21 protein-coding genes are annotated in these 24,753 nt (G+C 55.1%); 14 read left to right on the forward strand and 7 right to left on the reverse strand.

Features of this window, described 5'->3' with window-relative positions; translation table 11 throughout:
* Positions 1–103: 103 nt before the first annotated feature.
* Positions 104–1,393, reverse strand: coding sequence for a PAS domain-containing protein (locus tag IPH75_14255; GenBank protein ID MBK7143232.1), 1,290 nt, complete (start codon positions 1,391–1,393; stop codon positions 104–106).
* 245 nt (positions 1,394–1,638) lie between these two features.
* Between IPH75_14255 and IPH75_14260 the strand changes: the two genes are divergently transcribed.
* The 5 genes from IPH75_14260 to IPH75_14280 all read left to right on the forward strand — a co-directional run bounded on the left by IPH75_14260 (position 1,639) and on the right by IPH75_14280 (position 6,354).
* The gene (locus IPH75_14260; GenBank protein ID MBK7143233.1) at positions 1,639–2,157 is read left to right on the forward strand and encodes a hypothetical protein; all 519 of its coding nucleotides are present in this window, start codon (positions 1,639–1,641) and stop codon (positions 2,155–2,157) included.
* Positions 2,158–2,993: 836 nt separating this feature from the next.
* On the forward strand, positions 2,994–3,368 hold the full coding sequence (gene aroH / locus IPH75_14265; protein ID MBK7143234.1) for a chorismate mutase: 375 nt from the start codon (positions 2,994–2,996) through the stop codon (positions 3,366–3,368).
* Positions 3,365–4,378, forward strand: coding sequence for a 3-deoxy-7-phosphoheptulonate synthase (aroF, locus tag IPH75_14270; GenBank protein ID MBK7143235.1), 1,014 nt, complete (start codon positions 3,365–3,367; stop codon positions 4,376–4,378). The genes aroH and aroF overlap by 4 nt, the downstream gene beginning before the upstream one ends.
* Positions 4,375–5,238: a prephenate dehydrogenase/arogenate dehydrogenase family protein gene (locus tag IPH75_14275; protein MBK7143236.1), complete on the forward strand. Its 864-nt coding sequence runs from the start codon at positions 4,375–4,377 to the stop codon at positions 5,236–5,238. Before aroF ends, IPH75_14275 begins: the two co-directional genes overlap by 4 nt.
* Positions 5,239–5,241: 3 nt before the next feature.
* Complete coding sequence (locus tag IPH75_14280; GenBank protein MBK7143237.1) at positions 5,242–6,354, forward strand: pyridoxal phosphate-dependent aminotransferase; 1,113 nt, start codon at positions 5,242–5,244, stop codon at positions 6,352–6,354.
* A 20-nt stretch (positions 6,355–6,374) separates the two neighbouring features.
* On the opposite strand, the gene IPH75_14285 is transcribed toward IPH75_14280, so the two are convergent.
* The gene (locus tag IPH75_14285; GenBank protein MBK7143238.1) at positions 6,375–7,133 is read right to left on the reverse strand and encodes a GNAT family N-acetyltransferase; all 759 of its coding nucleotides are present in this window, start codon (positions 7,131–7,133) and stop codon (positions 6,375–6,377) included.
* Between the two features lie 36 nt (positions 7,134–7,169).
* Positions 7,170–8,027, reverse strand: a complete 858-nt coding sequence (locus IPH75_14290) for a hypothetical protein (GenBank protein MBK7143239.1) — start codon at positions 8,025–8,027, stop codon at positions 7,170–7,172.
* Positions 8,028–8,267: 240 nt separating this feature from the next.
* Between IPH75_14290 and IPH75_14295 the strand changes: the two genes are divergently transcribed.
* Entirely contained in the window at positions 8,268–9,173 is a 906-nt protein-coding gene (locus tag IPH75_14295; GenBank protein ID MBK7143240.1) for a YihY/virulence factor BrkB family protein, read from the forward strand.
* A 50-nt stretch (positions 9,174–9,223) separates the two neighbouring features.
* On the opposite strand, the gene ettA is transcribed toward IPH75_14295, so the two are convergent.
* Positions 9,224–10,903: an energy-dependent translational throttle protein EttA gene (ettA, locus tag IPH75_14300; GenBank protein ID MBK7143241.1), complete on the reverse strand. Its 1,680-nt coding sequence runs from the start codon at positions 10,901–10,903 to the stop codon at positions 9,224–9,226.
* A 256-nt stretch (positions 10,904–11,159) separates the two neighbouring features.
* Between ettA and IPH75_14305 the strand changes: the two genes are divergently transcribed.
* The 8 genes from IPH75_14305 (at position 11,160) to IPH75_14340 (ending at position 21,711) form a co-directional block, all read left to right on the forward strand.
* On the forward strand, positions 11,160–12,605 hold the full coding sequence (locus tag IPH75_14305; protein ID MBK7143242.1) for a DUF3857 domain-containing protein: 1,446 nt from the start codon (positions 11,160–11,162) through the stop codon (positions 12,603–12,605).
* A complete protein-coding gene (locus IPH75_14310) occupies positions 12,565–13,116 on the forward strand; it encodes a hypothetical protein (protein ID MBK7143243.1) in 552 nt (183 codons plus the stop codon). Before IPH75_14305 ends, IPH75_14310 begins: the two co-directional genes overlap by 41 nt.
* Positions 13,116–14,990 (forward strand): DUF3857 domain-containing protein, encoded by a 1,875-nt coding sequence (locus tag IPH75_14315; GenBank protein MBK7143244.1) that lies wholly within the window; start codon positions 13,116–13,118, stop codon positions 14,988–14,990. The genes IPH75_14310 and IPH75_14315 overlap by 1 nt, the downstream gene beginning before the upstream one ends.
* 108 nt (positions 14,991–15,098) lie before the next feature.
* On the forward strand, positions 15,099–16,559 hold the full coding sequence (locus IPH75_14320; protein ID MBK7143245.1) for a beta-lactamase family protein: 1,461 nt from the start codon (positions 15,099–15,101) through the stop codon (positions 16,557–16,559).
* 146 nt (positions 16,560–16,705) lie between these two features.
* A complete protein-coding gene (locus tag IPH75_14325) occupies positions 16,706–17,680 on the forward strand; it encodes a MarR family transcriptional regulator/GNAT family N-acetyltransferase (GenBank protein MBK7143246.1) in 975 nt (324 codons plus the stop codon).
* 19 nt (positions 17,681–17,699) lie between these two features.
* Positions 17,700–19,061 (forward strand): S41 family peptidase, encoded by a 1,362-nt coding sequence (locus IPH75_14330; GenBank protein ID MBK7143247.1) that lies wholly within the window; start codon positions 17,700–17,702, stop codon positions 19,059–19,061.
* Positions 19,062–19,231: 170 nt separating this feature from the next.
* Positions 19,232–20,116 (forward strand): ABC transporter ATP-binding protein, encoded by an 885-nt coding sequence (locus IPH75_14335; protein ID MBK7143248.1) that lies wholly within the window; start codon positions 19,232–19,234, stop codon positions 20,114–20,116.
* Positions 20,113–21,711 carry a hypothetical protein gene (locus IPH75_14340; GenBank protein MBK7143249.1) on the forward strand — a complete coding sequence of 533 codons (1,599 nt, stop codon included), beginning with the start codon at positions 20,113–20,115 and terminating at the stop codon, positions 21,709–21,711. Before IPH75_14335 ends, IPH75_14340 begins: the two co-directional genes overlap by 4 nt.
* A 2-nt stretch (positions 21,712–21,713) precedes the next feature.
* Here the strand turns inward: IPH75_14340 and IPH75_14345 are convergent, their stop codons facing one another.
* From IPH75_14345 to IPH75_14355, 3 genes are read right to left on the reverse strand one after another with little or no spacing between them, the layout of a single operon-like run.
* Positions 21,714–22,880 carry an ABC transporter permease gene (locus IPH75_14345; protein ID MBK7143250.1) on the reverse strand — a complete coding sequence of 389 codons (1,167 nt, stop codon included), beginning with the start codon at positions 22,878–22,880 and terminating at the stop codon, positions 21,714–21,716.
* An 11-nt stretch (positions 22,881–22,891) separates the two neighbouring features.
* The gene (locus IPH75_14350) at positions 22,892–24,049 is read right to left on the reverse strand and encodes an ABC transporter permease (GenBank protein ID MBK7143251.1); all 1,158 of its coding nucleotides are present in this window, start codon (positions 24,047–24,049) and stop codon (positions 22,892–22,894) included.
* Complete coding sequence (locus tag IPH75_14355; protein ID MBK7143252.1) at positions 24,046–24,738, reverse strand: ABC transporter ATP-binding protein; 693 nt, start codon at positions 24,736–24,738, stop codon at positions 24,046–24,048. The genes IPH75_14350 and IPH75_14355 overlap by 4 nt, the downstream gene beginning before the upstream one ends.
* Positions 24,739–24,753 lie beyond the last annotated feature (15 nt).

A 24,753-nucleotide genomic window follows, 5' to 3' on the forward strand; every position in this document is an offset into this window, starting at 1 on the left:
TAATGGGTACTGTGACGTACCCTATGCAAGAAACAGATAATCATTGGTCTTGATGTCGCCGTTCGTGTGCTAATGCGTTGTATAACAATATATTGGGGCGTTCTCATACGGTTCCGTCACTGTCAGTTTCTGTCAGTACGGCAATTGATGAGAGGTAAGTAGCGAGATTTGCCTCAGAATTTTGTAATCCGAGCTTGCGACGGATCACTTTTCGTTGTTTGAGGACGGTTTGAACCGAGCTATTGCGGACTCCGGCAATCTCTTTACTGCTGTACCCGCGACGGATCAGGCTGCAGATCTGGATCTCCTGGGGGGTCAGGTGGCGGAATTTCTGTTCAAGGCGACTGACCAGCGGTGAAGTGATCTCCTGCAGGCTTGAGCTGATCAGGTTCATATACTCTGCACAGCGGCCATCCACTTTCCCTTTCATATGTTCGAACAGCGGCATGACGACGCGGTCGATGTTGGCCTGGATCTGCATGGCGGCGGCCCGTCGGCTTTCGCCGATCTGGTCGAGCAGGTCCTGTTGAAAGAGGTTCTTGCGTTGCAGGGTCTCGCGTTCGATGGTGAGCTGGTCATTGGCCGCTTTAAGCTCCTGGGTTCGTTCGGCGATCTTTTTGGCGAGATCCTGCTGGGCCAGACGGAGTTGCTCCTCTGCCTCCTTATTGGCGGTGAGGTCAATATTGTGTATTTGCACCTGATTGGGTGGGATAAAGACGTAGTAGGCGCGCACGTACTTTTGCCCAGAGATCGACTTCATTTGATAGAGCATTTCGCGCTGCACGACCTCGCGGGACTCCAGACATGTCCGCAAATCGGACATGATCTCCGACTGCTCGCCATAGAGAGCGGACGCTCGCAGGCCGATAAGTTTTGCCGCGCCGCCCAGGGTCATTGAAGCGGCGGCTTCGTTATAGCTGACCAGCTTGAAATCTGTTCCTGTCTGCTCCCAGGTAAATGTTGGGAGCGGGAGAGCGAGAAACTGGAGGCGGAAACGTTCCTCGGATTGTTGGAGGGCGATCTGTGTTTCGCGCTGTTGTGTGACGTTGCGCAGCAGCGTCACAACATACTGAACCTTCTCTTCAATCACGATCGGCAGCAGTTCCACTTCAACAGTCAGTTGCTTCTTACCAAAGTGATAGAGTGACTCAGAGCGAAGCGGCTGAGCTGTGTCGAGAACGACCTGATAGTTGTCCTTGACCCGTTGGGGAAGGAAGCTAAAGACCTCGAACATTGGTCGGCCGATTAGGTCATCGACTTTCCAGTCAAATTCGGTGTTCCAGCGGCCAAGCGCCTGATTGCAGAAGACCATGCGGAAATCGCGGTCGACCACTATCACGGGCAGACTGATGGTGTTGACTGTATGGCGTAATAGCGAAAGTTCATCAGGCATGCGACATCAGCTCCAATCCCTTACAGGTGCGACTATTATCTTAAGAAAACAAGTGAGGCTGAGGGGATATCTTTTCTTCTCGTGGAGTCATCCGGCTATCTTAAAATCTATTCCAATCTAATCGCGAAATATATCTGGGACGAGATTCATCACGACGTTTACGGCATGGATGCGGCTGGCCTTTTGACCTGCCGTGTTTGTACTCTTCCATATTCAGGCGGCTTCGGCCGTAAGGAAAGGTAGAAGTGAAAACGTTAGTGACAATGCTTAGCGCGTTGCTGCTGTGCGGCACAGTGGCGTTGGCTCAGCCGGATTCGATCGTCATTCTGCATACGAATGACACCCATGCGCATCTCTTGCCGTATGGGCCCAAGGACGCTGCGGGAAATTGGCAGTGGGGCGGATTTGCCCGAGTGGCGACGGTCATGCGTACCTTCGTGCGGGGCTTCTTCGGGGACTTTATGTTCCAGGAGTATCTGAGCATTCCTGAACTGAGTTTGATGAAGGCGATGGGATATGATGCCATTGCTTTGGGGAATCATGAGTTTGACCTTTTTCCTTCGACGTTGATGTACATGCTCAGTCAGGCAGGATTGCCCGATCCGTCCATGCCTGTGTTATGCGCGAATCTGGATCTCAGCGGTGAGCCGGGAATGGGTTACTTCGTACAACCATACACGATCAGAGAGTATGGAGGAACCGGTTGGCTTGTTTGCGACGTGCAAATGGGTGGTGGCGTGGAGGGTGGTTGTACTGCGGGTTAGTTGCTGGTTGACTATTTGATAGTGGGCGGGCGCCTTACTGGGGGCGGTCGAGGTCAACGGCGGGAAATTCACCGGCGTTTGGTGGTCATATTGCCGGACGACTCTGTGTTGAAGGTGGTGAGTCGCGGATTTGACTACTACCCAATGGCGATTGACCATCTCCCGGAGGAGCCGACTATTGCCGGGGATGCTGGATGGGGATGGGCAGACCCTCGGGGGGGGGGCCGGCAGGAACGCGGGGGGGCGGCGGCCGGCGGCGGGGGGGGGGGGGTTTGTCGGCGCCGGAATTGGGGACCCGGAAAGTTCGCGTTTTGAGATGCCGGTCGTTTAGGGGGGGGAAAAACAAAGAAGGGGGGGTCCCCCGGTGGTGGGACAGCGCGGGGGGGGGATTTGAAAAGACGGGGGCCGCGGTCGCGGCTGGGGTTCCCCGCGGTGAGGCGGGGCTGAAGGCCAAATTGCCAAAAAGGTTGGCGGGGGGGGGGGGGGGGGAGGGGCCCGGAAGGAGTGCCCCTGCCTGATTGGCTGTTCAGGAAGTTAACATTCCAGCGATCTGCCAATAGAGACTGATAGAATCCATCTTGACAAAAACGAGCTTTCCGGTATACTGAGACTGTCAGGAGACAGAATTCAGATGGTAGTCCAGACTTCCTACATAGCACCGCAATCCAATCCGAACGAAGAGGCGCGATACTGCGCGTCCTATTATTACTCTCTTTACCCGGTGGTGGGCGGCATGGAAGTCTGAGCAGATCAGACCAAGACCAGAGCAGGCCCGCTACCGCAAGGAAGCGGGCCTTTTTCATGAGTGATCTTACGAAGACGAGGAACAGCAAATGATGGCCGTACGGGGTATTCGTGGAGCGGTGACGGTGGCAGCCAACAGCAAAGAGGCGATCACTTCGGCGACGCGCGAGTTGTTGAACGCAATCGTCGCGGAGAATCAGCTTGAGCCGGACGATATCGCGGGGATCATGTTCACCTCGACGCCGGACCTGACGGCGGAATTCCCGGCATATGCCGTTCGCGGGCTTCACTGGCCGACGGTGCCACTTCTCTGTGCACAGGAAATAGATGTTCCGGGCGCTATGCAATCGGTGGTGCGAGTATTACTGCTCGTGAATACCACCAGAACACCGCAAGAGATCAAACATCAATATCTGGGTGAGGCGAGGCAGTTACGCCCCGACCTGACCGAAGGAGATCCGGCATGATCATCGTAATGCGTTCGGATGCCACCGAAGAACGGCTGCAGCATGTTCTGGAACGGGTGCAGGAGTTGGGCTTTCGCCCACATCTGTCCCGTGGCGAGAAAAAGACGATCATCGGCGTGGTAGGCAATGGCAAGGTAGTCGATCCTGCCATTTTTCAGTCGTTGATCGGGGTCGAGTCAGTGGTGCCGATCCTCAAGCCATTCAAATTGTCGAGCAGGGAGTTCAAACCTGAGACCTCGGTCATTTCTATTGGCAATGTCAAAATAGGCGGGGAACAGGTAGTTGTGATGGCGGGTCCCTGCGCGGTTGAAACGCGAGACCAGATGATGGCCTCGGCAGAGGCTGTCGCCAAGGCGGGGGCGAAGATACTGCGCGGCGGGGCGTTCAAACCGAGAACGTCGCCCTACAGCTTCCAGGGACTGGGTGAGCCGGGACTGGTCATCCTGAAGGAAGTGGGTGAGCAGTTCGGGTTGCCGATCGTCACCGAGGTGGTCTCACCACAAGATGTTGCGTTAGTCGCGAGCTATGCGGATGTTCTTCAGGTGGGAGCGCGCAATATGCAGAACTTCTCGCTACTTGAGGAGTGCGGCAAAAGTCATAAGCCGGTATTGCTCAAGCGGGGGTTGATGGCGACGATCGAAGAACTGCTGATGTCGGCAGAGTATATCCTGTCCAACGGAAATCCCAATGTGCTCTTATGTGAGCGGGGGATCAGGAGTTTCGAGAAGTGGACACGCAACACGCTGGATATCTCGGCGGTGCCGATTCTCAAGCAGTTGAGCCATTTGCCGGTGATCGTCGATCCGAGCCACGCGGTCGGAAGGCGCGAATTGGTTGGGCCGGTATCCAAGGGGTCGATCGCTACTGGTGCTGACGGATTGATAATTGAAGTACACCCCGATCCGGAACGGGCGCTTTCCGATGGTGTGCAGAGTATGTATCCGGCAGATTTTGCCGAACTAATGGATGATCTGGAACATATTGCACAGGCAGTCAAGCGAACGATATGAAGAAATTTGGCGAGATGACCGGGCTGATAGTTGGTCTTGGACAGATCGGCGGTTCGATCGGGATGGAATTAGTGGGGCGACGGGTGGTCGCGCGAGTGATCGGGTTTGATGCGAATCGGGGGAGTATGTCCCGCGCCCTGGAGCGGCATGCGGTCGACCAGACCTCGGCGACTCTCAGAGCGGGTCTTGCGCAGGCCGATATGGTGATCCTCGCGACTCCGATCGACGTCACACTGCGTCTGCTTCCAACTGTGTTGGAAGTCCTCCCGAAGGGGAGTCTGTGTCTGGATGTTGCCAGCACGAAGGGGGGGATCATGCAATTGGTGCAGAAGCTGAAACCATCCGCGGGGTATGTTTCGCTTCATCCGATCGCCGGTACCGAAGGGACTGGGATCGAATCTTCACAGACCGGACTTTTTCAGGATAGGATCATAACATTCACTCAGGATAAAAGTGCATCATCGGCGCAGGTCAGGCTTGTTAAGCAGATGATACAGGCGATCGGCGGGAAGCCGTTGTTGATCGGCGCCAAGCGGCATGACCATCTACTGGCGCAGACAAGTCACCTTCCGTATGCGATCGCGACGGCGCTTGTGCAGGTGGTAGCGGAGACCGGTCGAAGCGACAAGTTGCTCCAGCGATTGGCGGGCGGGAGTTTGCAGAGCGCAACGCGTGTGGCGAAGTCATCGCCGGAGTTGACGCAGAATCTCCTGCAGAGCAATCGGGCGGAAGTGTGCGGCGCGATAGGGAGAATGGAAACGGAGCTGTCCAGATTGCGCAAGATGATCCAGTCGAACGATAGTCAAGCGCTAGCGCAGTATGTTAAATCGGCTCACAAACGGGCAATTAAAGGGAAGTAGCAGTTGGAACGTGCCTCACGAATTGGATCACTCGACATCAGCCTGATACGGCAGATCGCTGAAGCGGCGCCGGCAGGGGCGATCCCGCTAGGGATCGGTGAGCCGACCTGGGATCTTCCAGCGCCGGCCCTAAAGGTACTGCATGATTGGTCAGGGCGTGCGCCCTATGGAGCGGGGACGGGTCTACCAGAACTTCGGCAGGCAATTGCGACCTATTACGGCGTGACGGTGGACCATGTGGTTGTGACGCAGGGGTCGATCGGCGGACTTTTTTCGCTATTGCAGGCATGGGTAGGAGCCGGGGATAGGGTTCTTCTGCCTGATCCGGGTTTTGTGACCTATCCAAATCTGGTTCGGTTTGCGCAGGCGGAACCGGTCTTCTATCCGCTGAATGAAGCCAATAGATTTCGCCTGGATGTGGCTCAGGTTCTTTCGCGCCTGGATGACAAGCGAGTCAAAGCGGTGATAGTGAATCATCCCTCGAACCCGACTGGTGCAGGGTGTGATGCTGACGATCTGAAAAGACTGGCAGAGGAATGTCACGCTCGGGGGATTCTATTGATCTCGGACGAAGTTTACCGGGACCTCTATTTTGGTCATCGACCGGCGGGACTTCGCGAGCACTCGCCTCATGGTGTGGTAGTCAGTTCGGTCAGCAAAGGATGGGGAGCGCCGGGGTTGCGAGTGGGATGGATGATCGGTGACCCGGAGCTTCTGGCGCCAGCCAGGACAGTCCACAGCTATGCGACGACCTCGCCATCGTATGTGGCGCAGAAGGCGGCGCTGGCGCTGATCGAAAACAGCGAAGAGATACACCTAGCCGCGCGGAGAGAGCTACAGGCGCGGTGGGAGGCGTTACGCGAGGCCAAGCTACGGTATTTTGGGATCGCTGATCTTCCTCCAGATGGATCATTCTACCATTTCATGCCATTGCCGGACGGGGCAGAGAGTGATCCCGTTGCGTTTGCGATCAAAGTACGAGATGAGGCCGGAGTGGTTGTGATCCCGGGTCTGGCGTTTGGCGAACGAGGGAGGAGATATATGCGAGTGAGTTTCGCAGCCACGCCAGAACAGATTGACGAGGGGATCCGCCGCTTGGCACCGTACTGGCGTTGATCGTCTTCTTGCTTCACGGACTATTTCGGCGGATGGTACATCCAGACATTCGGTTCGCAATAGGTGCCGATATCCGCTTTCAGATCGATCTCAATTGGATTTAATGCTCCCGGAATAATGTACTGGCCGGATTGTAAAAAGCGCAGGCCGGTCCATTTCTCCCATGAGGCAATGCTGTTTTTGACCCAGAATGCCTTGTGGCAGACAGAGACGACCCGTGCGCCGAGCCGGGCATGAACCCGCATCCAGGCATCAAAGGGGAGTCCTTCTTCAGTTTTCCACTTGATGTAGTCATCCATCGGAATCAGCGGATAATCAGACTTTCTATTTGGCCGTACCGGAGCGACCATGTGGGGAATACCCTGTTTGGCGCCGAGTGAGCGCATCGCTTTGACTACCTCGCCGCTCGCTCCTTTGGAGCGGAGCTGGGGGCTGATGCAGATCTGCAGGGCAGACTGATAGTTCGGGGTGCGGCCAGCGCGGCGATCTTCGATCCCCTTCATGAGCACCCACTCCCAGCCTTCATCGGGAAGTTGTTCGACAGGTTTATCCCAGTAGAAGCTGATGGAATTCCCCTGCGCGACGAGGGAATCATCGCGGGTGTCAATCAGGCCGAACTGGTACTCGGGGAAATCAGAGAAGAGATACTTGAAATTAACGTCGGCTATCTCATTCTCGTACATGAAAGCCGGCCATGAGCTGCTGGTCAACTCGTGGATCTTCGGTTCAATATCGGGCCGTTCGGCCGTGGTGACGAATTTGTAGTATGATTCAAGCATAGCGGCGAAGATAGGGACGGTGAAAGAATCGGCAAGTCATTTTTCCGGGGGGAAAGTAGATTGTAGATAGATCTGGAGATTGGTGTCGAGGTTGATGATACCAAGTTTGCGTCGGATCATTTCGCGGTGTTTTTGAACCGTGGTAGGAGAGACTTTCAGCGTAAGGGCGATCTCGTTGCTGGTCAGACCGGACCTTATCAGGCGACAGATCTCCAGCTCACGAGGGGAGAGGGTAGGGAAATTCTGCTGGAGTGAGCTGATAAATGGTGAGGTGATCTCGGCCAGGTCCTTCTCCAGGATCGAGGCGAGGTGAAGAGTGCGTTTCTGAGTTGAGGTTTTCAGTTCGCGGATGGTCGGCGTAATGGCGCGTTTGATATTGGTGGCCAACTGAAGTCTGATCTGTCTGTTTTCGTCGTTCACATGTTCAAACAGCTCGCGCAGTGCCGCCACCTTGCGGCCAAGCCCCTGGCATTCCTGGTGCGCCTGATAGGCTTCATTGCGCAAACCGGAGCGGAGCCTAGCGGCCTCGAGTTCTCTTCGAACCGCAAATGGCAGGCGGTCAAGATCAGTTAGCGTGAAGCAATCGTTGGCGCCCGCGGCAACCAAGTGGCCGAATGGGAGATTGGCGATTGAAGCGGTGAATGCCATGATCGGGATGTCAAGACGGTGTTCTTCTCGCAGTCTGGCAGAAGTAGACAAGCCGACTGAATCGGAGTCCAGGTCGACGATAATCAGTTCGCAGCCGCCAGCGAGGAATGCCTCGGTCAACTGTTCTGATGTTTCAATGAACTGCACGGCCAATTCGAAGCCGGATTCTTTTAGGGAATGAGAAATGGCCGGCCAGTGAGACTGGTCAGTCGCCAAAAAAAGAACTTTTAGAGTATCTTTGCGCATCAAAATCAAGTCTTTCGCACCACGGGTAATGATAAATGATACAATCTGCGTTATCAGACCTCTTCCAAACAATTGCTCAAAAATAGACAACAAGGCCACATTCTGCAAGTAGAAAGGGATGAAGCGTTAGGGGTGAGGATTGGTCTGATTGGCTGTTAAAGACTGGCGTCGGGGAGTGGGTGTTTATATACTGGTCGGAGTTTCCGGACCCGAAAATTGGTGAATTCAGAGAGCGCATTAATGGATGTAACACGAACACCTAAGAAGATCGCGGCTGCTTTTTCGTATGCATGGCGGTTTCTGAAATCAATGGTCCACAAGGGGGAGGAGCAGCACATATTCCTGATGTCCGGGGGGCTGGCTTTTTCATTGGTATTCTGCATTATCCCCCTGGGTCTGATCGCTTTCTCCCTGTTAGGACTGGTGTTTGAAAAGACCGCGCTGGCCGCGGAGATCGGTCAGTTTATTGATCGGGCAGTCCCGCACCAGCAGTTTGCGGATTCGCTGAAATCGGTCGTATTTGCCCGAGCGGAGGAGTTCAGGGTCTACAAAGGGATGGCGGGTCTGATCGGTATGCTGGGGCTATTATTGGCCGCCAGCGGATTATTCAGCAGTATGCGAACCGTGCTGAATGCGATCTTTCACGCGTCGGGCGGCTCTCGTCTGTACAAGGAGAAATTTCGCGATCTGGGGATCGTGCTCCTGGTGCTTCTGTATTTTGTCCTCTCGATTGGGGTTGTGCCACTGATCGATGTGGCTTTAGCAATGGCCAGCAAGTTGAAGGCGCTGGAGTGGCTGGATCTTAAATTGGCACAGCGTTATCTCGTACATTTGGTGACAGTAGCTCTTATCCTGGGGGGATATGTGACGCTCTACCTGGCAGTACCACAACGACGACAGCCGATGCGGGTGGTGATGATCGCGGGACTGTCGGCGACCATTCTCTGGTTTCTGGCGAAGGAAGCGTTTGGACTTTATGTGCTTCATGCCGCCAGCCTGAAAAAGATCTATGGCGCGTATGTAGTGGCGGTGATGCTTGGACTCTGGATCTACTACACATCGCTCGTTTTCATTGTCGGGGCGATGATCGGTCAGGTCTACAAAGAGCTGAGGGAAGCGCAAAGTATCGAAGCTGATGCCAGTTGATTCCGGAAAGATGGACCTGGCCGGTGGTGCCACCGACCAGGTTGCAGAATCTATATACGCGAGAGTTTTCGATACCGATTTCGGCGATTCTCGAACAGTCCGCTCCCCAATTCCTTCATTCGCCATTCTTCGTATTCCTGGTAGTTACCTTCGAACCACCTGACATTCCCTTCCCCTTCAAAGACCAACAGATGGGTGCAGATCCGGTTGAGGAAAAAGCGATCGTGGCTGATGATCATGGCGCAGCCGGAAAAGGCGAGGATCGCTTCCTCCAGCAGGCGGAGGGTGTTGACATCGAGGTCGTTGGTAGGTTCGTCGAGAAGGATCAGGTTGCCTCCGGCTTTGAGGATCTGAGCGAGGTGGGCGCGGTTGCGTTCGCCGCCCGAAAGCGCCTGGACCGATTTCTGCTGGTCCGAGCCTTTGAATCCAAAACGGGCCAGATATTGACGAGCCGGGACGGTTCGATTGCCAAACGGAATGTCACCATCGCCACCGCAGACTGCCTGAATCACGGGGAGGTCGGTGTTGAGCGAGTCGCGCATCTGTTCAACAAACGCCAGCTTGACGGTTGGTCCGACGGCGACTGTGCCGGTGTCCGGTTTTTCATCGCCGGTGATCATTTTGAAGAGGGTCGTTTTGCCGGCACCGTTCGGGCCGATCACGCCGACAACTGCCGCTTTGGGGAGTTTGAAGCTCATCTCTTTGATCAGTAGGTTGTCGCCATACCCTTTGGAGACCTTGTCAAATTCAACTACCTGGTCGCCGAGGTGGGGCGCAGGGGCGATGGTGATAACGTGGTTTTCTTCTTTTGACGCGGCCGTCTCTTTCGCCACCAATTGTTCGTACTCAGCGAGGCGAGTACGAGACATTTCGTGGCGGTCCTTGTTGCTCATCTTGATCCAGGAGAGTTCGCGCTCGAGCATCCGCTTTCGGGGAGAATCCTGACCGGCTTCGCCAGCCAACCGCTTCAGTTTCTGTTCCAGCCAGGAGGTGTAGTTTCCTTCCCACGGTATTCCTTTGCCGCTCTCCAATTCGAGGATCCAACGGGTGATGTTATCCAGGAAATATCGATCGTGGGTCACGATGATGACAGTGCCGGGGTATTCTTTGAGCTGGGCTTCGAGCCAGTCGACCGTCTCAGCATCGAGGTGGTTGGTCGGTTCGTCGAGGAGGACGAGGTCCGGCTGTTCCAGGAGGATCTTGCAGATCGCGACGCGGCGCTTTTCACCGCCGGAGAGAGTGGCCACAGAGCGGTCGTCATCGGGAAGGCAGAGGGCATCGGCGACGCGGTTGATCTTCTGGTCGAGATTCCAGGCATCGGCGGCATCGAGCTTGTCCTGCAGTTCTCCCATGCGGGTCATCGCCTTGTCCATTTCGGCATCGGAGAGCGGTTCGGCCAGTTTGGCGGTGATGGCATCATATTCGGCCATCAGTTGCTGAATCTCACCGAACGCCATTTCGAGGTTCTGTTTGACGGTGGCGGTTTCATCGAGTCGGGGTTCCTGGGGGACGATCCCGCGCTTGTAGCCGGGAGTGATCTCGGCGGTTCCCTGGAAGTGGTCATCCATCCCCGCCATGATCTTCAGGACGGTGGATTTTCCTGAACCGTTTTCTCCGACAATGCCGATCTTCGCGCCCGGGAAGAAACTGAGGTTGATGTCTTTCAGCACCTGTTTTTGGCCATAAAACTTGTTCAGGCGCAACATCGTGAAAATGAACTTATCTGCCATACGCTCTTTCTATTTGGGTTCGTTTGGGCCGTCCATTGGATGTGGTCGGCTGTCGGGAAGGACAGGAAAAAAGTTACTGCTGTCAAGTTCTGCGTGCGGCTGTTCGGCATGCCGTATGTGTACCGTTTTCATAGCAGGAAATGGGCAGATTGTGAGACAACTGACTTGACTGGATTATCCATATTAGCTATGCTTGCGAGGATCGCCAATGTCTTGTACATACGGACCTAACTCAGTACGTGCCTCGGGAGGATCCATGCGCACATTCGCCGTTTTGCTGTTTATCACCCTGACAGTCATCATTATGTCTCCATCGAATCTGACCTTTGCCGGTGAGAAGGGGCCGGAGTTCGGCAAAGTCACCGATGCCGAGTGGCAGTTGTCATTTCCGCCCAAATACCCGGAAGCGAATGCCATAATCGTGTTCGATCGGTGCAGTCTGATGGTTGGTCCGCCCTCGGAGGGGAGCGGGATCGAAATCCGGCGGCATGTGCGGATGAAGATCCTTCGCCCGGCAGGGGCGGAAGAGATCGGCGAGGTGGAGATTCCGTATCGCGATGGAGATCGACTCAAGGATGTGAAGGCGCAGACGATCCGACCTGATGGGACGGTCACGAAAGTGGAAGGGAAGGATTTTTTCGAGAAGACGGTCGAAGACTGGAAGGTCAGGACATTCTCTTTTCCGGCGGCAGACAGCGGCTGTATAGTTGAATATACCTATCGTAATTTCAACAATCGATATTACTATCTCAAGCCGTGGGATTTTCAGACAGATATCTATACTCTGGAGTCTCGTTTTGCGCTGACGTTGTATCCGGGGTTCACTTACAGTTCCTCCTACAGCAATGTACCGGTCACCAAGCGGGACCCGGTTGTTACCGAGTCAGTTGCTCCCGGGGATATCTTCACGACGCTCAAGTGTTTTGTTTGGCGAATGGAGAATCTTCCTCCGCTGGTTGATGAACCGTACGGTGGAGTCGAGGCGGATTACCAGTCGAGCCTCAATTATCAGCTTGTTTCGTACAAGTATCCTAAGTCGGGGTACATCGAGAAATATATTGAAGGGTGGGAGGATCTGGGAGAAAAGCAGGACAAGTTTCTGCGAGACTACTATTCCAACGGAAAGGTGAAGCCGCTGCTGGAGCCGTTGATCGCGGGGATCACCGATCCGCTGGAGAAGACCCGACGGATCTACCAGTATGTGACGGCGAATTATGCGGCGAAGGCAGATCCAGTCGGTTACTGGCTGTCGCACGATAATCTCAATCAGATGCTCAAGGAGGGGTATGGGACTCCGGAAGAGAAGAATCTCATGCTGGTGCACATGCTTCGGGAGGCGGGGATCCAGAGCTGGCCGGTGGAGATCAGCACGCGCGATCATAAGCGGTTTAATCCTGAGGTGTTCCAGATCCAGCAGTTCAACCACGTTATCTGCTATGCGCAGTTGGATGACAGCAGTGGCATTTACATGGATGCCACGACCAAGTACTGTCCCTTTGGGATGCTTCCGCCGAACAGCCTGGTGGAAGGTGGGTTTCTGATCGATGGGAAGAAGTCGCAGTTGGTCAGGGTGTTTTATACCGATCGTCGGACTTACCGACTGGATGAAACATATGCTGATCGACAGTCTTGGCGCGGCGCGCTGTTCCACCACGTGCAGTATGACCGGTTATCTGGCATCCAATTTTGGACGGTTGAGTGAAGAGAAGTCCCTGGATGATTTTATCGATGACTATTTCCTTGACTATGTCGGGGAGAATCGGACGCTCGAATCCAAATCGCTGACGGCTGATTCGACCGGCCGACTGGTGATCACCTTTGTTTATACTGTGCCGGAATTTGCTAGAGAGTTGGATAACAATCTGGTGGTGAAGCCGGTGAGCTATCGGTTCCGCGAGAATCCGTTCACACGGGAGAAGCGGGTTTATCCGATCGACTTTGATTTTCCATATGTCTATCACAACGTGGTGATAATTGGCAGTAGTAGACCGATGGTGACGGCGACGCTTCCGCAGCAGGTGACCAGTGCAGCGCCGGGAATCACGTACAAGCGATTGGCGCAGTTTATCGACGGCAAGGTGCAACTGGATGCCAAGCTGACGATCACCAATGATCTGCTGGAACCGGATGCGTATCCCGAGGTGAAAAAACTGTTCGAGGATGTTGCGCACGCGTCACAGGATGAGGTGATTTTGCATATGGGAGCCCAGTGATGTCTCGCGTTGCAACCTGGCTTCTGCTTTTGATCTTCGTTTGCGGTTTTTCTGCATTCGCCGGCGAGGGGGACGAGGTCGCCCGGTTTGATTACGTTCGCTGGAAGTGCGATGTCATGGGGAGCAGTGCGACTGTCACCGTTCAATTACAGTTGACGATCCTGAATCCAGCGGGGAAAGATTTTGGCGCGGTCAGCTTGACTGAGTCAAAGTATTCCCGGGTACGGAGTGCGGAGTACCGTCTGCTCGGTCCGAATGGGAAACCGATCCAGAAATTGAAGTTGGGTGATCTGACGAAGGCGTGCGGTTTTGGCGCGGGATTCGAATTGTACACTGACATCTGTCATTATTTCGGCTCGTTTGCGTTTCCCAGCTATCCGGCAGTCATTGAGGCAACCTATACCAAAGAGTTTGACAATCTTTCCTTCATTGGGGCGCCGATTTTACAGCATAATGATGCCTCGATCACGCTGCTGGAGATGACCCTGAATTGTGATGTCCAGCACCCGCTGGCCTGGAAGCTGTATGGGCTCGATGTCGAGCCGACTGTGACGACCAACGGAAACCGGATGAACGCGGCTTGGCGGTTTGAGAATCTCCCGCCTGATCCGGAGATCAATCGGCTTCCGCTGGAAGAGAAGGGGAAGCCGTACATTGCGTTTGCTGATGAGACGTTCGAGCTGGAGGGGTACAAAGTAGAGGGGAGAACCTGGAAGAATCTTGGGGTCTGGTACAATAAACTTGCCGCGAAGCAGTACTTACCCGAAGGAACCAGTGTTGCCGCGACAGCGGGGACGATGGAGGATGCTCGACGGATCTACCGGGAGTTGATCAAATCGACGCGATATGTGGCGGTTGAGGTTGGGCTTTCCGGTTGGCAGCCGCTTCCGGCGCAGGGAGTGGCCAGCAAAGGGTATGGCGACTGTAAGGGTCTCTCGACACTGCTGGTGTCGCGTTTGCGCGCCGCGGGGATCACGGCCTATCCGGTGTTGGTCCGAACTACCAGTCTGGGATTGATCGATCCGGAGTTCGTCACCGATGGGTTCAATCATTTGATCACTTGTGCGGTGGTGGGGTCTGATACGCTGTGGCTGGACCCGACCTGTTCGGAGTGTCTGCCGGGGGATCTTCCGTCAATGGACGAAAACACGCTGGCGTTGCTGGTGAATGACAGTGGCGGAGTATTAGTACGATTGCCGCAATCAACTTCGGCGGAGAATGTCCTCACCCGCGCGGTGCAGATGGTGATCGATGATTCTACGTTCGTGCATCTGAAGGTCAAGGCGACTGCGATCGGGAACATGAGTCACTCGTTGCGGAATTTTCTCAAGCATGCCCAACGAGATCAGTTGGCGGATTTCACACACGACTACCTGATGAGCGGAGACCGTCGATTCAAGGTTCTCAGCCAGAAGCATGCGGGAGTCGACACGCTTGATATCCCTGTATCGATCATGGGGGAACTTGAGGGGACACGCAAACTCGACCGGATCAAACAGACGGCCTATGTGAATCCGTTTGTGGTGGTGAGCCGGGACAAGCTGGATGATATTCGACTCAGTGGGCGGACACTTCCGCTCAGTCTCGCTTATCCGTATTCAGTCTATGATTCGGTGAATATAGGCGGTTCTATTCTGGCGCAGTGTGACTCGGTAGTCCTTCCGCCGCAGGACTCCTGTCAGTTTACGGGAGGGAAGATGGTGGTGTCTTACGCCATGACCGACCAGGGGCCGGTCGCGATTGCCCGCCAGGAATATACGCAGGCGGTGGTTCAGCCGGAACATTTTCCCGAGCTACAGACCTTTATAACATCCTATCGAAAGCTCCTTGATCGTCCGATCAAACTGCACCTGAAGTCGGCGACCAACAGGTAGCCTCGACTTTAACAGAAATTAACTCCCGTCTTTGGAATTGGTCGGCTATGTTGCGAGTGAGTTCAGTAAGAACTTACCGATCAACTGGCAAATTACCGTGGAGCAGATATGCGTATTGTGCATGGGATAATGGTATCAGTCGCCCTCGTCCTGATCTCTATCAGCAACAGCAAGGGAGAGGATTCTACCGGCCGGACGGAGTTGGCGAAAACGGTGACAGGTGGCAGGGTGCTGGCGTATATCGATGCGTTTAATTCAGGGGATACCGCGGATATGCGGCAGTTTTTTGAGCAGCATATCAGCGAGCAGGGGAAAGCCAATCGGCCTGTGGCAGTCCGTGTCGAGCGCTATCAGGGGATGGTGGGCCAGATCCGGACAATCAATCTGCAGCGAGTTGAGTCTGTCTCTGAAGAGGTTTCGGTGGTTTATGCAACCAATGGGCGAGGGGAGTGGATGCAGTTGCAGTTTGAATTTGAAGCAGAGCCGCCGCACTTTCTGGCGGGATTGGGAATCGAATTAATGGAAGAGCCACCCTCTGCAGAGCCTTCGACACCACTGACTCGCGCAGAGGCAGTCGCCGCTATCGATAAGCTGGTCGATTCATTGGCTCGTGAGGATAGCTTTTCGGGGAATCTGCTGTTGGGATTCGATGGTAACGTGGTTCTGACCAAGTCGGTGGGGATGGCGGACCGTTCGCTGGGCGTGCCGAACAAGCTGTCGACCAAATTCAATCTTGGGTCAATCAATAAGATATTCACTAAGATAGCGATAGCTCAGCTAGTGCAGGGGGAGAAGATCAGCCTGGAGGCACCGTTCGGCAAGTACCTGATCGACTATCCAAACCGTGATGTGGCTTCGCGGGTGACAGTGAGACAGCTTCTCGATATGACCTCGGGGATCGGCGACTTTTTTGGGTCGGCCTTTGAGAATAGCCCAAAAGATCGGTTCAGGAGCAACAGCGACTACATCCCGTTGTTTGCTTCGGATCCGCTCTGGTTTGAACCGGGGACAGACCGTCGTTACTCCAACGGGAGTTATGTCCTGCTTGGAGCGATTGTTGAGGCTGTCAGCGGAACCTCATACTACCAATACGTTAGAGATCATATTTATGCGCCAGCCGGAATGACCAACAGCGACTCGTATGCCCTCGATGAGATCGTATCGGATCTGGCCAGGGGGTATACGCGGGGGGAGAATCCTGAGGATGACCGGCTTCGCCCGAACATCTATACCCTTCCGGCCAGGGGAAGTGCGGCGGGTGGCGGGTATGCGACTGTCGATGATCTGTTCAGGTTTCATCAGGCGCTTGCCGCGGGGAAGTTACTGGATGCCGGGCACACTGCCTGGATATTGACTGGCGAGCCGCCGTCTCAGCAGGCAAAAGAGGTCACCCTGCCATTGTCTCAAGGGGGGCTAGGGATAGCGGGTGGATCGCCGGGGGTGAATGCGGCGGTGGAGTCGGATCTGGCCGCGGGGTATACATTGGTGGTCCTTTCTAATCTTGATCCTCCGAGCGCGGAGCAGTTGGCGGGCAAAGTCCGGCGGTTGCTCCAGCGGGTCCGTCGGTAAGCCAAGAACTAAGTAGCGGAGCGGTTTGTCCCGTCCTATCTTGCGGCTTCCGCGAGAGCGAAAAGTACGGAAACAATTATGTAAGTGCTTACGTAAACTGAGCAGAGACGCCCGGGGAGGCGTCGCCGCCAAAGGACGGGGTAACGATGGACCTCATCAAGGAACTGGGACCACTGGCACTGGGGAGCCGGCTTCGCCGGCTCAGCGAACGACTGATGCGCGATATCACGCGCGTGTACGATGCCCAGCAGGTGGAGTTTGAGCCGCGCTGGTTTGCTGTCACCTACCTGTTGAACAAGGAAGGGGCGATGAATGTCACGGCGATCGCACGGGCGCTCGGGCTGACCCATCCGGCGATCAACCAGATCGCGGATGCGATGGTCAAGCGGGGACTGCTGGTCGGGCACAAAGGGAAGTCGGATGAGCGGCAGCGGATGCTCAGCCTCACTCCTAAGGCCCGGGAGACAGTCAAGCGATTGACCCCGGTCTGGGAGGAGATCGAGGCAGCGAATCGCGAGTTGTTGCGGTCGGCCGGCAAGGATCTCCTGACAATGGTCACCCTGATCGAGAAGGATCTTGATCGCACAGATATGTATCAGCGGGTGATGACTCGATTGCAGGACCGTCGGCTTGCGGCAATCGAGGTGGTTGAATACAAGCCGGCCTTCAAGAAGCACTTTAAGTCTATCAATGTCGAGTGGCTGAGGAAGTACTTTGAGGTTGAGCCGGCGGACGAGGTGTTGTTGAACGATCCGGTCGGGAAGATCATTAACAAGGGAGGGATGGTCTTTTTCGCTCGGCTGGACGGTGAGGTTGTCGGAACCTGCGCGTTAATCAAGCGGGGGCCGCGCGAGTATGAGCTTGGCAAGATGGGAGTGGTGCCGAAAGCCCAAGGGCAACAAGTGGGCCGGTGTTTGCTGACGGTGGCGATCAACTACGCCAAGCAGAACGGGGCAGAGGCGGTCTACCTGCACACGAGTCCGAAGTTGGCGGCGGCCACCAGTCTTTACCTGTCGGAAGGGTTTGTGGAGGTACCGTTTGACCAGGCGGCCCACGAGCATCACCGACCATCGATCAAAATGAGGTTAGAATTTCGCTCGCCTAAAAGGCGAAAAAGGTAAGAGAGAGGAGCGGACAACTATGAAAACGTACGTAATTCGCGCAATGATCCTGGCGATTCTGGTGGTGGGGAGTTGCATCGCCTTCGTGCCGAACGGAAGCGCACAGACAGTGGTGGCGGGAGGGCAGGATGAGCCGATCGCCGATGCGCGCAAAGCAGAGATCATCGACAGCGTCTCGGCGCTGGTAAACCGGGCGTACGTTTTTCCCGAAGTGGCCAAAAAGATGGAGACCGCCATTCGCAAGAAGCTGAAATCCGGCGGATACCGTGAATTCGCCACGGCGGTGCCATTCCTGACTGCCTTGCACAAGGATCTTCGCGATGTCTGTAAGGACGGACACTTTGGAGTGAGGTACGACCCGAATCCACGTCCGGCGGGAGATTCGATCTCGCCAGAAATGGAAAAGGAGTACTTAGAATCCGAACGTCGGGCGAACTACGGCTTTGAGAAGATGGAGATTCTCACCGGGAATATTGGCTATTTCAAACTGATGGGCTTTACGCCGACCGATATAGCCGGACCAACCGCCATTGCGGCGATGGGATTCCTGCAGAATTGCGATGCCCTGATTATTGACCTTCGCGAAAATGGCGGCGGTGATCCGACCATGATCCAGTTGATCTCGAGTTATTTCTTTGATCAGGTGGTTCATCTCAACAGCTTTGAGGAGCGTGGTAATGATACGCTCAAGCAGTTCTGGACCAGCCTCGGCGTGGTCGGCAAAAAGCTGACGGGTATCCCGATCTACGTACTGACCAGCAACTACACCTTCTCGGCGGCAGAGGAGTTCAGCTACAATCTGAAGAATCTGAAGCGTGCAACCATTGTCGGTGAGACGACCGGCGGAGGGGCGCATCCGGTGAATGAGTATGCGTTCCCTAATCTCAAGGTGTCGATGCGAGTGCCGTATGCGCGAGCGATCAATCCGGTAACCGGCACCAACTGGGAGGGAGTCGGAGTAAAACCGGATATTGATGTACCGGCAGAGAAAGCGCTGGTCGCGGCGCAATTGGATGCCTTCAGGAAAATGCAGGAAACGACCGGCAATCCGGATCGAAAGCGGGAATATGCCTGGATCGCGACCCGACTGGATGCTGAGTTAAATCCGCCGACTGTGACGGAAAGCGATCTTTCTCCGTGCGCCGGGCTGTACGGACCTCGCACCATTACCTTTGAGGGGGGTGAGCTCCATTCGCAAAGAGAGGGGGGGCCGAAGTTTCCGCTGGTGGCGATGACACGTGATCTGTTTCGTATTGGAGGCGCCGGTCCCGATCGGATGCGATTGAAATTCCAGCGAGACAGCTCCGGTACGGTGACTGGAGCGGTGGCAATCTTTCTGGATGGCCGGGAAGAGAACTTCCCGCGAAAGTCGGCGAACTGAACGGATTTTTCGCTTCACATATAATGTAGGCAAAGAGAGCTGTCCGAGGGGGACAGCTCTCTTTGTATGATTGCCGCTTTACGAACTGTTCAGAATCGTGCATTTTTCCTGTATCTGAACTGACATTTCTCCGTACTGAGAGGAAACGTTCACAAGCAGGACCCTCACACATGCAATTAGAGATCACAAATCTCTCCAAGCAGTACAAGGGGGGAGTCTGGGGATTACGCGATTTTTCCCTGTCACTCCGTCCCGGTATTCTCGGACTTCTTGGCCCGAATGGGGCGGGGAAGTCGACCTTGATGCGCATTCTCGCGACAGTGACCAAACCGACAGAGGGGAAAGTCACCTGGAATGGGACAGATATTGGGCGCGAACCAAATCTGTTGCGCGAGCAGCTCGGCTATCTGCCGCAGGATTTTGGGGTTTATCCGCATCTTTCCGCGCAGGAATTTCTTGAGTATCTGGCGGCAGCCAAAGGGCTTCATGGTGCGACTGCCAAGCGACGGATCGAGGAGTTGCTGTTGCTGGTTAATTTGCAGGATGCGCGCAAACGGCAGGTGGGCGGATTTTCCGGGGGGATGCGCCAGCGCGTTGGTATTGCGGCGGCTTTGCTGAATGATCCCAAGCTATTGATCGTGGATGAACCGACGGCGGGATTGGATCCGGAGGAGCGAGTTCGATTCCGCAATCTGCTTAGCGATTTTTCCGGCGAACGAATAGTCATTCTCTCGACTCATATCGTTTCTGATGTTGAGTCGATCGCGACCGGGATCACGCTTATCCAGAAGGGGAAGCTGCTGGTATCGGCGCCTCCCGATGAGCTGCTCTCGCGCGCGGAGGGGAAAGTATGGGAACTGAATATTGCGTCGGACGATCTGCCGTCACTCAGGCAGAAACACCTCGTCACGGCAGTTGTACGGCGAAGTGATGGATTGCGAGTGCGGATAGTGTCTGATTCAGCGCCAAACGGCGGCGCGCAGGCCGTTACTCCATCGCTTGAAGATATCTACCTCTGGTATATGGCGTACGAACGAGAGCGGGCTGTCGCATGAACAAGATGGCGGTGCTCTATCATATTGCGCGGGCCGATTTTCTCGAGCGGATCCGTCGTCCCAGCTTTTTCGTTGTCCTGGTGCTCAGTCTGTATGTTGGCTATTTGTTCGTACCGGAGGCGGATGCCGGGTATCTGACGGTGGGGATCGGGGATATGCGGGGTATCTACAATTCCGCCTGGATCGGCATCACCTACTCGCTCATGTGCTCGACCTTTCTTTCCGTCATAGGTTTCTATCTCATCAAAAACTCTGTCGCGCGCGACAGAGATACCCGCGTCGCTCAATTGCTTGCCAGTACCAGACTCACGGGGTTTGAGTATCTGCTGGGGAAAACGCTGAGCAATTTCAGCCTGCTTGGCGCGGTCGTGGCGACTTTGATGGTGACTGCGATCGCCACGCAGTTGATCCGGGCCGAGGATACCACCATACATCTGGGGCAGATTGTCACGCCGACACTGGTCATGGCGCTACCCCTTTTATTGGTGATCTCAGCACTGGCGGTGTTGTTTGAAGTTACTCCGCTGTTGCGAGGGGCGCTGGGGAATGTTGCCTACTTTTTTCTCTGGAACCTGATGCTGGTGTTATCGCTGGTGACCAACGAGACAGAGGGTCACGCGATGCGCGGAGCAAACGATCTACCGGGGCTTACCAGGATATTTGAACAGTTGTGCCGGAAGGTGGCGGAAGAGACCGGCCAGACTTTTGAGAGGGCGTCGGTCGGGATTCAGCTCATCGCCGATGCTGAGCGGCCGACTACTTTCCTCTGGAATGGAATGCAATGGACGCCGGGGATGGTTTTTGAGCGCTTGATCTGGGTGGCTTTCGCGGTCGGCATTGTTCTGATTGCTGTACCGATCTTTCGCCGGTTCGAGTCACTCTCGATCGCTCCGACAGTCGACAAAAAGAAACAGAACGGCGATGCGGAAGGGATTGTGGCGATACCATCATCCAGCGAGAATCGGACATTGACACCGATCAGAGAACGGCTCCATGTCGGCCTCGTGCCGATGTTGCGTGTAGAACTGTGGCTGGCATTACGCGGAGCCAATCGGTGGTGGTATCTCGGGATGGGAGTACTGGTCCTGGTATGTCTGGTGACTCCGCTGGAGGTTGCTCGCAAGTTTATTTTCCCGATTGCCTGGATCTGGCCGATGGCGATCTGGTCATCCATGGGGACGCGTGAGAAAAAGCATGCGGTTGAACAAGTGATGTTTACCAACCCGCATTTCCTGAAGTGTCAATTTCCCGCAATGTGGCTCAGTGGGCTTTTGGTAACGGCAGTCGCAGGGAGCGGGATGGCGATCCGATTTTTGATCGCCGGAGAAATGAATAGTCTATTTGCATGGGGTGTCGGGCTGTTTTTTATCCCGACGTTTGCCCTGGCGGCGGGAGTCTGGACCGGGAGAGCGTTGCTCTTTGAAGCGATCTACGTGGCACTCTGGTATATCGGGCCAATGAACCAAGTGCCGTTTCTGGACTTCATGGGAGCGACTTCCTCAGTCACTCCGGCGATAAGTATTGCCTTTGCGATAGTGACCGGGATCATGCTGTCGGCAGCCTGGATAGGCCGCCGACAACAGATGAGTTTGTAAGCTTAGCGAGTTTTGAGGGCCTGGACAATGCGCAGGCGTGATGCGCGTACTGCCGGGAGGAAGCCGCCTATAATGCCCATGATGATCGAGAAGATCAGCGAATTGATCGCTATTTCCGGGGACATGCGGAAGGAAAAGGCCAGTTCCGCAAAGGTATCAAAGTTGGTGGTCGAGATCTCGACGAATTGAAGAGAGGTCGCCAGGAGAATTCCAATAACTCCTCCCACGATCGCGATAAAAAGCGACTCAAAGAGAAATGCGCCGAGGACCGAGGCACGTGAGAATCCGAGGGCGCGCAGTGTACCGATCTCGACCGTACGGTTGGCGACCGAAGCGTACATTGTGATCATCGCTCCCACAATGGCGCCGAATGAGAAAATGACAGAAATCGCCACCCCCAACATATTGATGAATCCGCTGAAGGCCGCCGACTGCTTGTGGTAGTACTCTCTTTCCGGCAGAACATCAACCTGAAGGCGTGGATCCGCTTCCAGTCGCTTCTTGATATCCGCAAACGAATGTGCGGGGTCGACTGCAAAGGTGAGCGAAGAGTAGATAGGTCGTTCGAAAGCGGCCATAAACTGGTCAACGTCACCACAAATCTCTGATTCAAAGCCTGAGCCGCCAGCTTCAAACAGTCCTACCACAGTCCAGTCCCGCTGACCGAAACGGACTGTCTCGCCGAGTCCACACCCGACAAAATTCCCGGCGACTTTGACACCGGCGATGATCTCGGAAGTGCCGGGTTGAAACATGCGTCCCTGAGTGATCTTGACATGAGGACGGACCTTGAATGAACCATCGCTGATGCCGCGAACCGGGACGTTGGATTCTTCGCCGTTGGTCCGCTTGGGCAGACTGATGAGTAAGAGGACCTCGTTGGCAAACATCGGCTGACCACCGGCATCGCGCATGATCCCCTGATCGGTCTTGATAATGTCGGCCGCTTCACGACCCACCAGGGAGACCAATTCGGTATTGGCGGCTTTACGGACAACGATTGCATTCTGGCTCGACCCGGTGGCCACGAGAGTCTGTTCCAGGCCGTTCGTGAGCATCAAGACGGCACAGAAAACAAATACGACCAGCGCGATACCGCTGAGGGTCAGGATAGAAGTCAACTTGCGAGCGAAGCTGTTCTTGTATGAATAGTTCAATAGTTTTGGCATAGCAGTAACTCCTAATCCACCACCCGCAGACCATCAACGATGGAGGTCCGCAGTGCTTTCATGGCCGGGAAGATGGCGGCCAGGATTCCCACGATGAGAGCCGATCCACCGGCGAGAATGAAGGTCAGTGCCGGCATCGGGAAGGCGCTGAAGTATAACGCCATGGCCACTTTCATCAGGCCGACGATGGGGAAGGTGAGGGCGATCCCGAGTGCGCCTCCCAGACATGCAATCAAAAATGACTCGCCAAAAATCAGTCCCACTATATGGCCGTTGCCGAATCCGAGCGTCTTAAGAACGGCGTACTCACCGATCCGTTCGCGGGCGGTCATGGCCATAGTGTTCGCCAACACGAGCAGGACGATCCCGATGACCATGATCGAGACGATCTGCATGCCGACGATGATTGAGCCGGACATCTCGACAAAACTGAGAGCGAATGCTTCCTCGGTCTGTGTCTTGGTTTCCGCGGCTGAGTTGTCGAACATGGCGTCAATCTCGTTAGAAATGGCGGTGGCGCGGGACGGATCATCGATCTGTATCATAAACCAGCCGACCTGGCCGGCGCGTGGCGGCATCTCCTGACGCATCCGTTCATCGACATAGGCATAGTGAAAGATGAACGAGCTTTCATCGGTATTCTCTTTGGCACCCGTGTAGATGCCGCGGATCACAAAGTCCCAATCGCCGGGATAAATATCGCCGATGATGCGGACCGGGTCGCCGACCTTAAAGCCAAAACGATCGGCGAGTCGTCGTCCGACAATGACGGCATTGCGCTCTTTGAGGAAGGTTTCTTTCTGGTCCGGCGGGATCAGAAATTCCGGATACATTTTGAGGTAAGGTTCTGCCTCGACCGCGAATTTGGGGAAGAAGTTCGCAGGATCGACATAAATGCCGCCAAACCACTGCGCGTGGGCGACAGACTGTACGCCCGGGACGGCGGCGATCTTCGATTGATAGGAGATCGGCAGGGTGAAAATGATGGAAACATCGTTGTTGGCCACCAGCCGATTGGGGGAGGAGGCCGATGCCTGGCTGTACCAGGCCTCGATCGCCGTACGGATGACCGCAAAGGCCATGACGGCGATCGCCATGCCAATGATTGTCAAAGCCGTGCGGAGCTTGTGACGTCCGGCATTGCGGATGGTTAACTTGAAGATATTCACTTTGCCCCGTTCCCGTTGACCAGCTCACCTTTGTCCAGGTGACGGGTGATGTGCGCCTTTTCTGCCGCCCGGGGATCGTGAGTGACCATCACAATGGTCTTCTTGTACTGTTTGTTAAGCTGCGACAACAGCTCCATGATATCTTCGGCGGACTTTTTGTCGAGGTCGCCGGTAGGCTCATCGGCCAGGATAACGTTTGGATCGGTCACCAGGGCACGGGCGATAGCTACGCGCTGTTCCTGTCCACCGGAGAGCTGATTCGGGTAGTGCCGCATCCGGTCACCCAAGCCAACGATACTCAGGGCGGTTTCGACCTGTTTCTTTCGCTCAGCCTTGTTCAGTTTGGTCAGCATCAGGGGAAGCTCAACATTTTCGAAGGCGGTGAGCACAGGGATAAGGTTGTAGAACTGGAAGATGAATCCGATGTTTCTCTGGCGCCAGCGGGCAAGTTCAGCGTCACTCAGTCCGGAGATCTGGGATTCAGCTACAGTCACATTTCCCTGGGTAGGGCGGTCGATCCCTGCCAGCAAATTGAGCAGAGTGGTTTTGCCGGAGCCTGATGGCCCCATGAGGGCGACGAATTCTCCTTCGGGGATGGAGAAGGAGATTGACCGAAGTACCGGTATCTCGATCGTGTCGCGCCAGTACGACTTAAAGACATTTTCGACTTTGACCATCGCTTGTGACATATCTACAATCCTTAC

The sequence above is a fragment of the bacterium genome, from assembly GCA_016708025.1.
Taxonomy (GTDB): domain Bacteria; phylum Zixibacteria; class MSB-5A5; order GN15; family FEB-12; genus FEB-12.

Bases quoted from the DNA above. Each gene is read 5' to 3' on its own strand.
- IPH75_14255 (MBK7143232.1), bottom strand. From the start codon at position 1,393: ATGCCTGATGAACTTTCGCTATTACGCCATACAGTCAACACCATCAGT.
- aroH (MBK7143234.1), top strand. From the start codon at position 2,994: ATGGCCGTACGGGGTATTCGTGGAGCGGTGACGGTGGCAGCCAACAGC.
- aroF (MBK7143235.1), top strand. From the start codon at position 3,365: ATGATCATCGTAATGCGTTCGGATGCCACCGAAGAACGGCTGCAGCAT.
- IPH75_14275 (MBK7143236.1), top strand. From the start codon at position 4,375: ATGAAGAAATTTGGCGAGATGACCGGGCTGATAGTTGGTCTTGGACAG.
- IPH75_14285 (MBK7143238.1), bottom strand. From the start codon at position 7,133: ATGCTTGAATCATACTACAAATTCGTCACCACGGCCGAACGGCCCGAT.
- IPH75_14290 (MBK7143239.1), bottom strand. From the start codon at position 8,027: ATGCGCAAAGATACTCTAAAAGTTCTTTTTTTGGCGACTGACCAGTCT.
- IPH75_14295 (MBK7143240.1), top strand. From the start codon at position 8,268: ATGGATGTAACACGAACACCTAAGAAGATCGCGGCTGCTTTTTCGTAT.
- ettA (MBK7143241.1), bottom strand. From the start codon at position 10,903: ATGGCAGATAAGTTCATTTTCACGATGTTGCGCCTGAACAAGTTTTAT.
- IPH75_14305 (MBK7143242.1), top strand. From the start codon at position 11,160: ATGCGCACATTCGCCGTTTTGCTGTTTATCACCCTGACAGTCATCATT.
- IPH75_14310 (MBK7143243.1), top strand. From the start codon at position 12,565: ATGACCGGTTATCTGGCATCCAATTTTGGACGGTTGAGTGAAGAGAAG.
- IPH75_14315 (MBK7143244.1), top strand. From the start codon at position 13,116: ATGTCTCGCGTTGCAACCTGGCTTCTGCTTTTGATCTTCGTTTGCGGT.
- IPH75_14320 (MBK7143245.1), top strand. From the start codon at position 15,099: ATGCGTATTGTGCATGGGATAATGGTATCAGTCGCCCTCGTCCTGATC.
- IPH75_14325 (MBK7143246.1), top strand. From the start codon at position 16,706: ATGGACCTCATCAAGGAACTGGGACCACTGGCACTGGGGAGCCGGCTT.
- IPH75_14330 (MBK7143247.1), top strand. From the start codon at position 17,700: ATGAAAACGTACGTAATTCGCGCAATGATCCTGGCGATTCTGGTGGTG.
- IPH75_14335 (MBK7143248.1), top strand. From the start codon at position 19,232: ATGCAATTAGAGATCACAAATCTCTCCAAGCAGTACAAGGGGGGAGTC.
- IPH75_14340 (MBK7143249.1), top strand. From the start codon at position 20,113: ATGAACAAGATGGCGGTGCTCTATCATATTGCGCGGGCCGATTTTCTC.
- IPH75_14345 (MBK7143250.1), bottom strand. From the start codon at position 22,880: ATGCCAAAACTATTGAACTATTCATACAAGAACAGCTTCGCTCGCAAG.
- IPH75_14355 (MBK7143252.1), bottom strand. From the start codon at position 24,738: ATGTCACAAGCGATGGTCAAAGTCGAAAATGTCTTTAAGTCGTACTGG.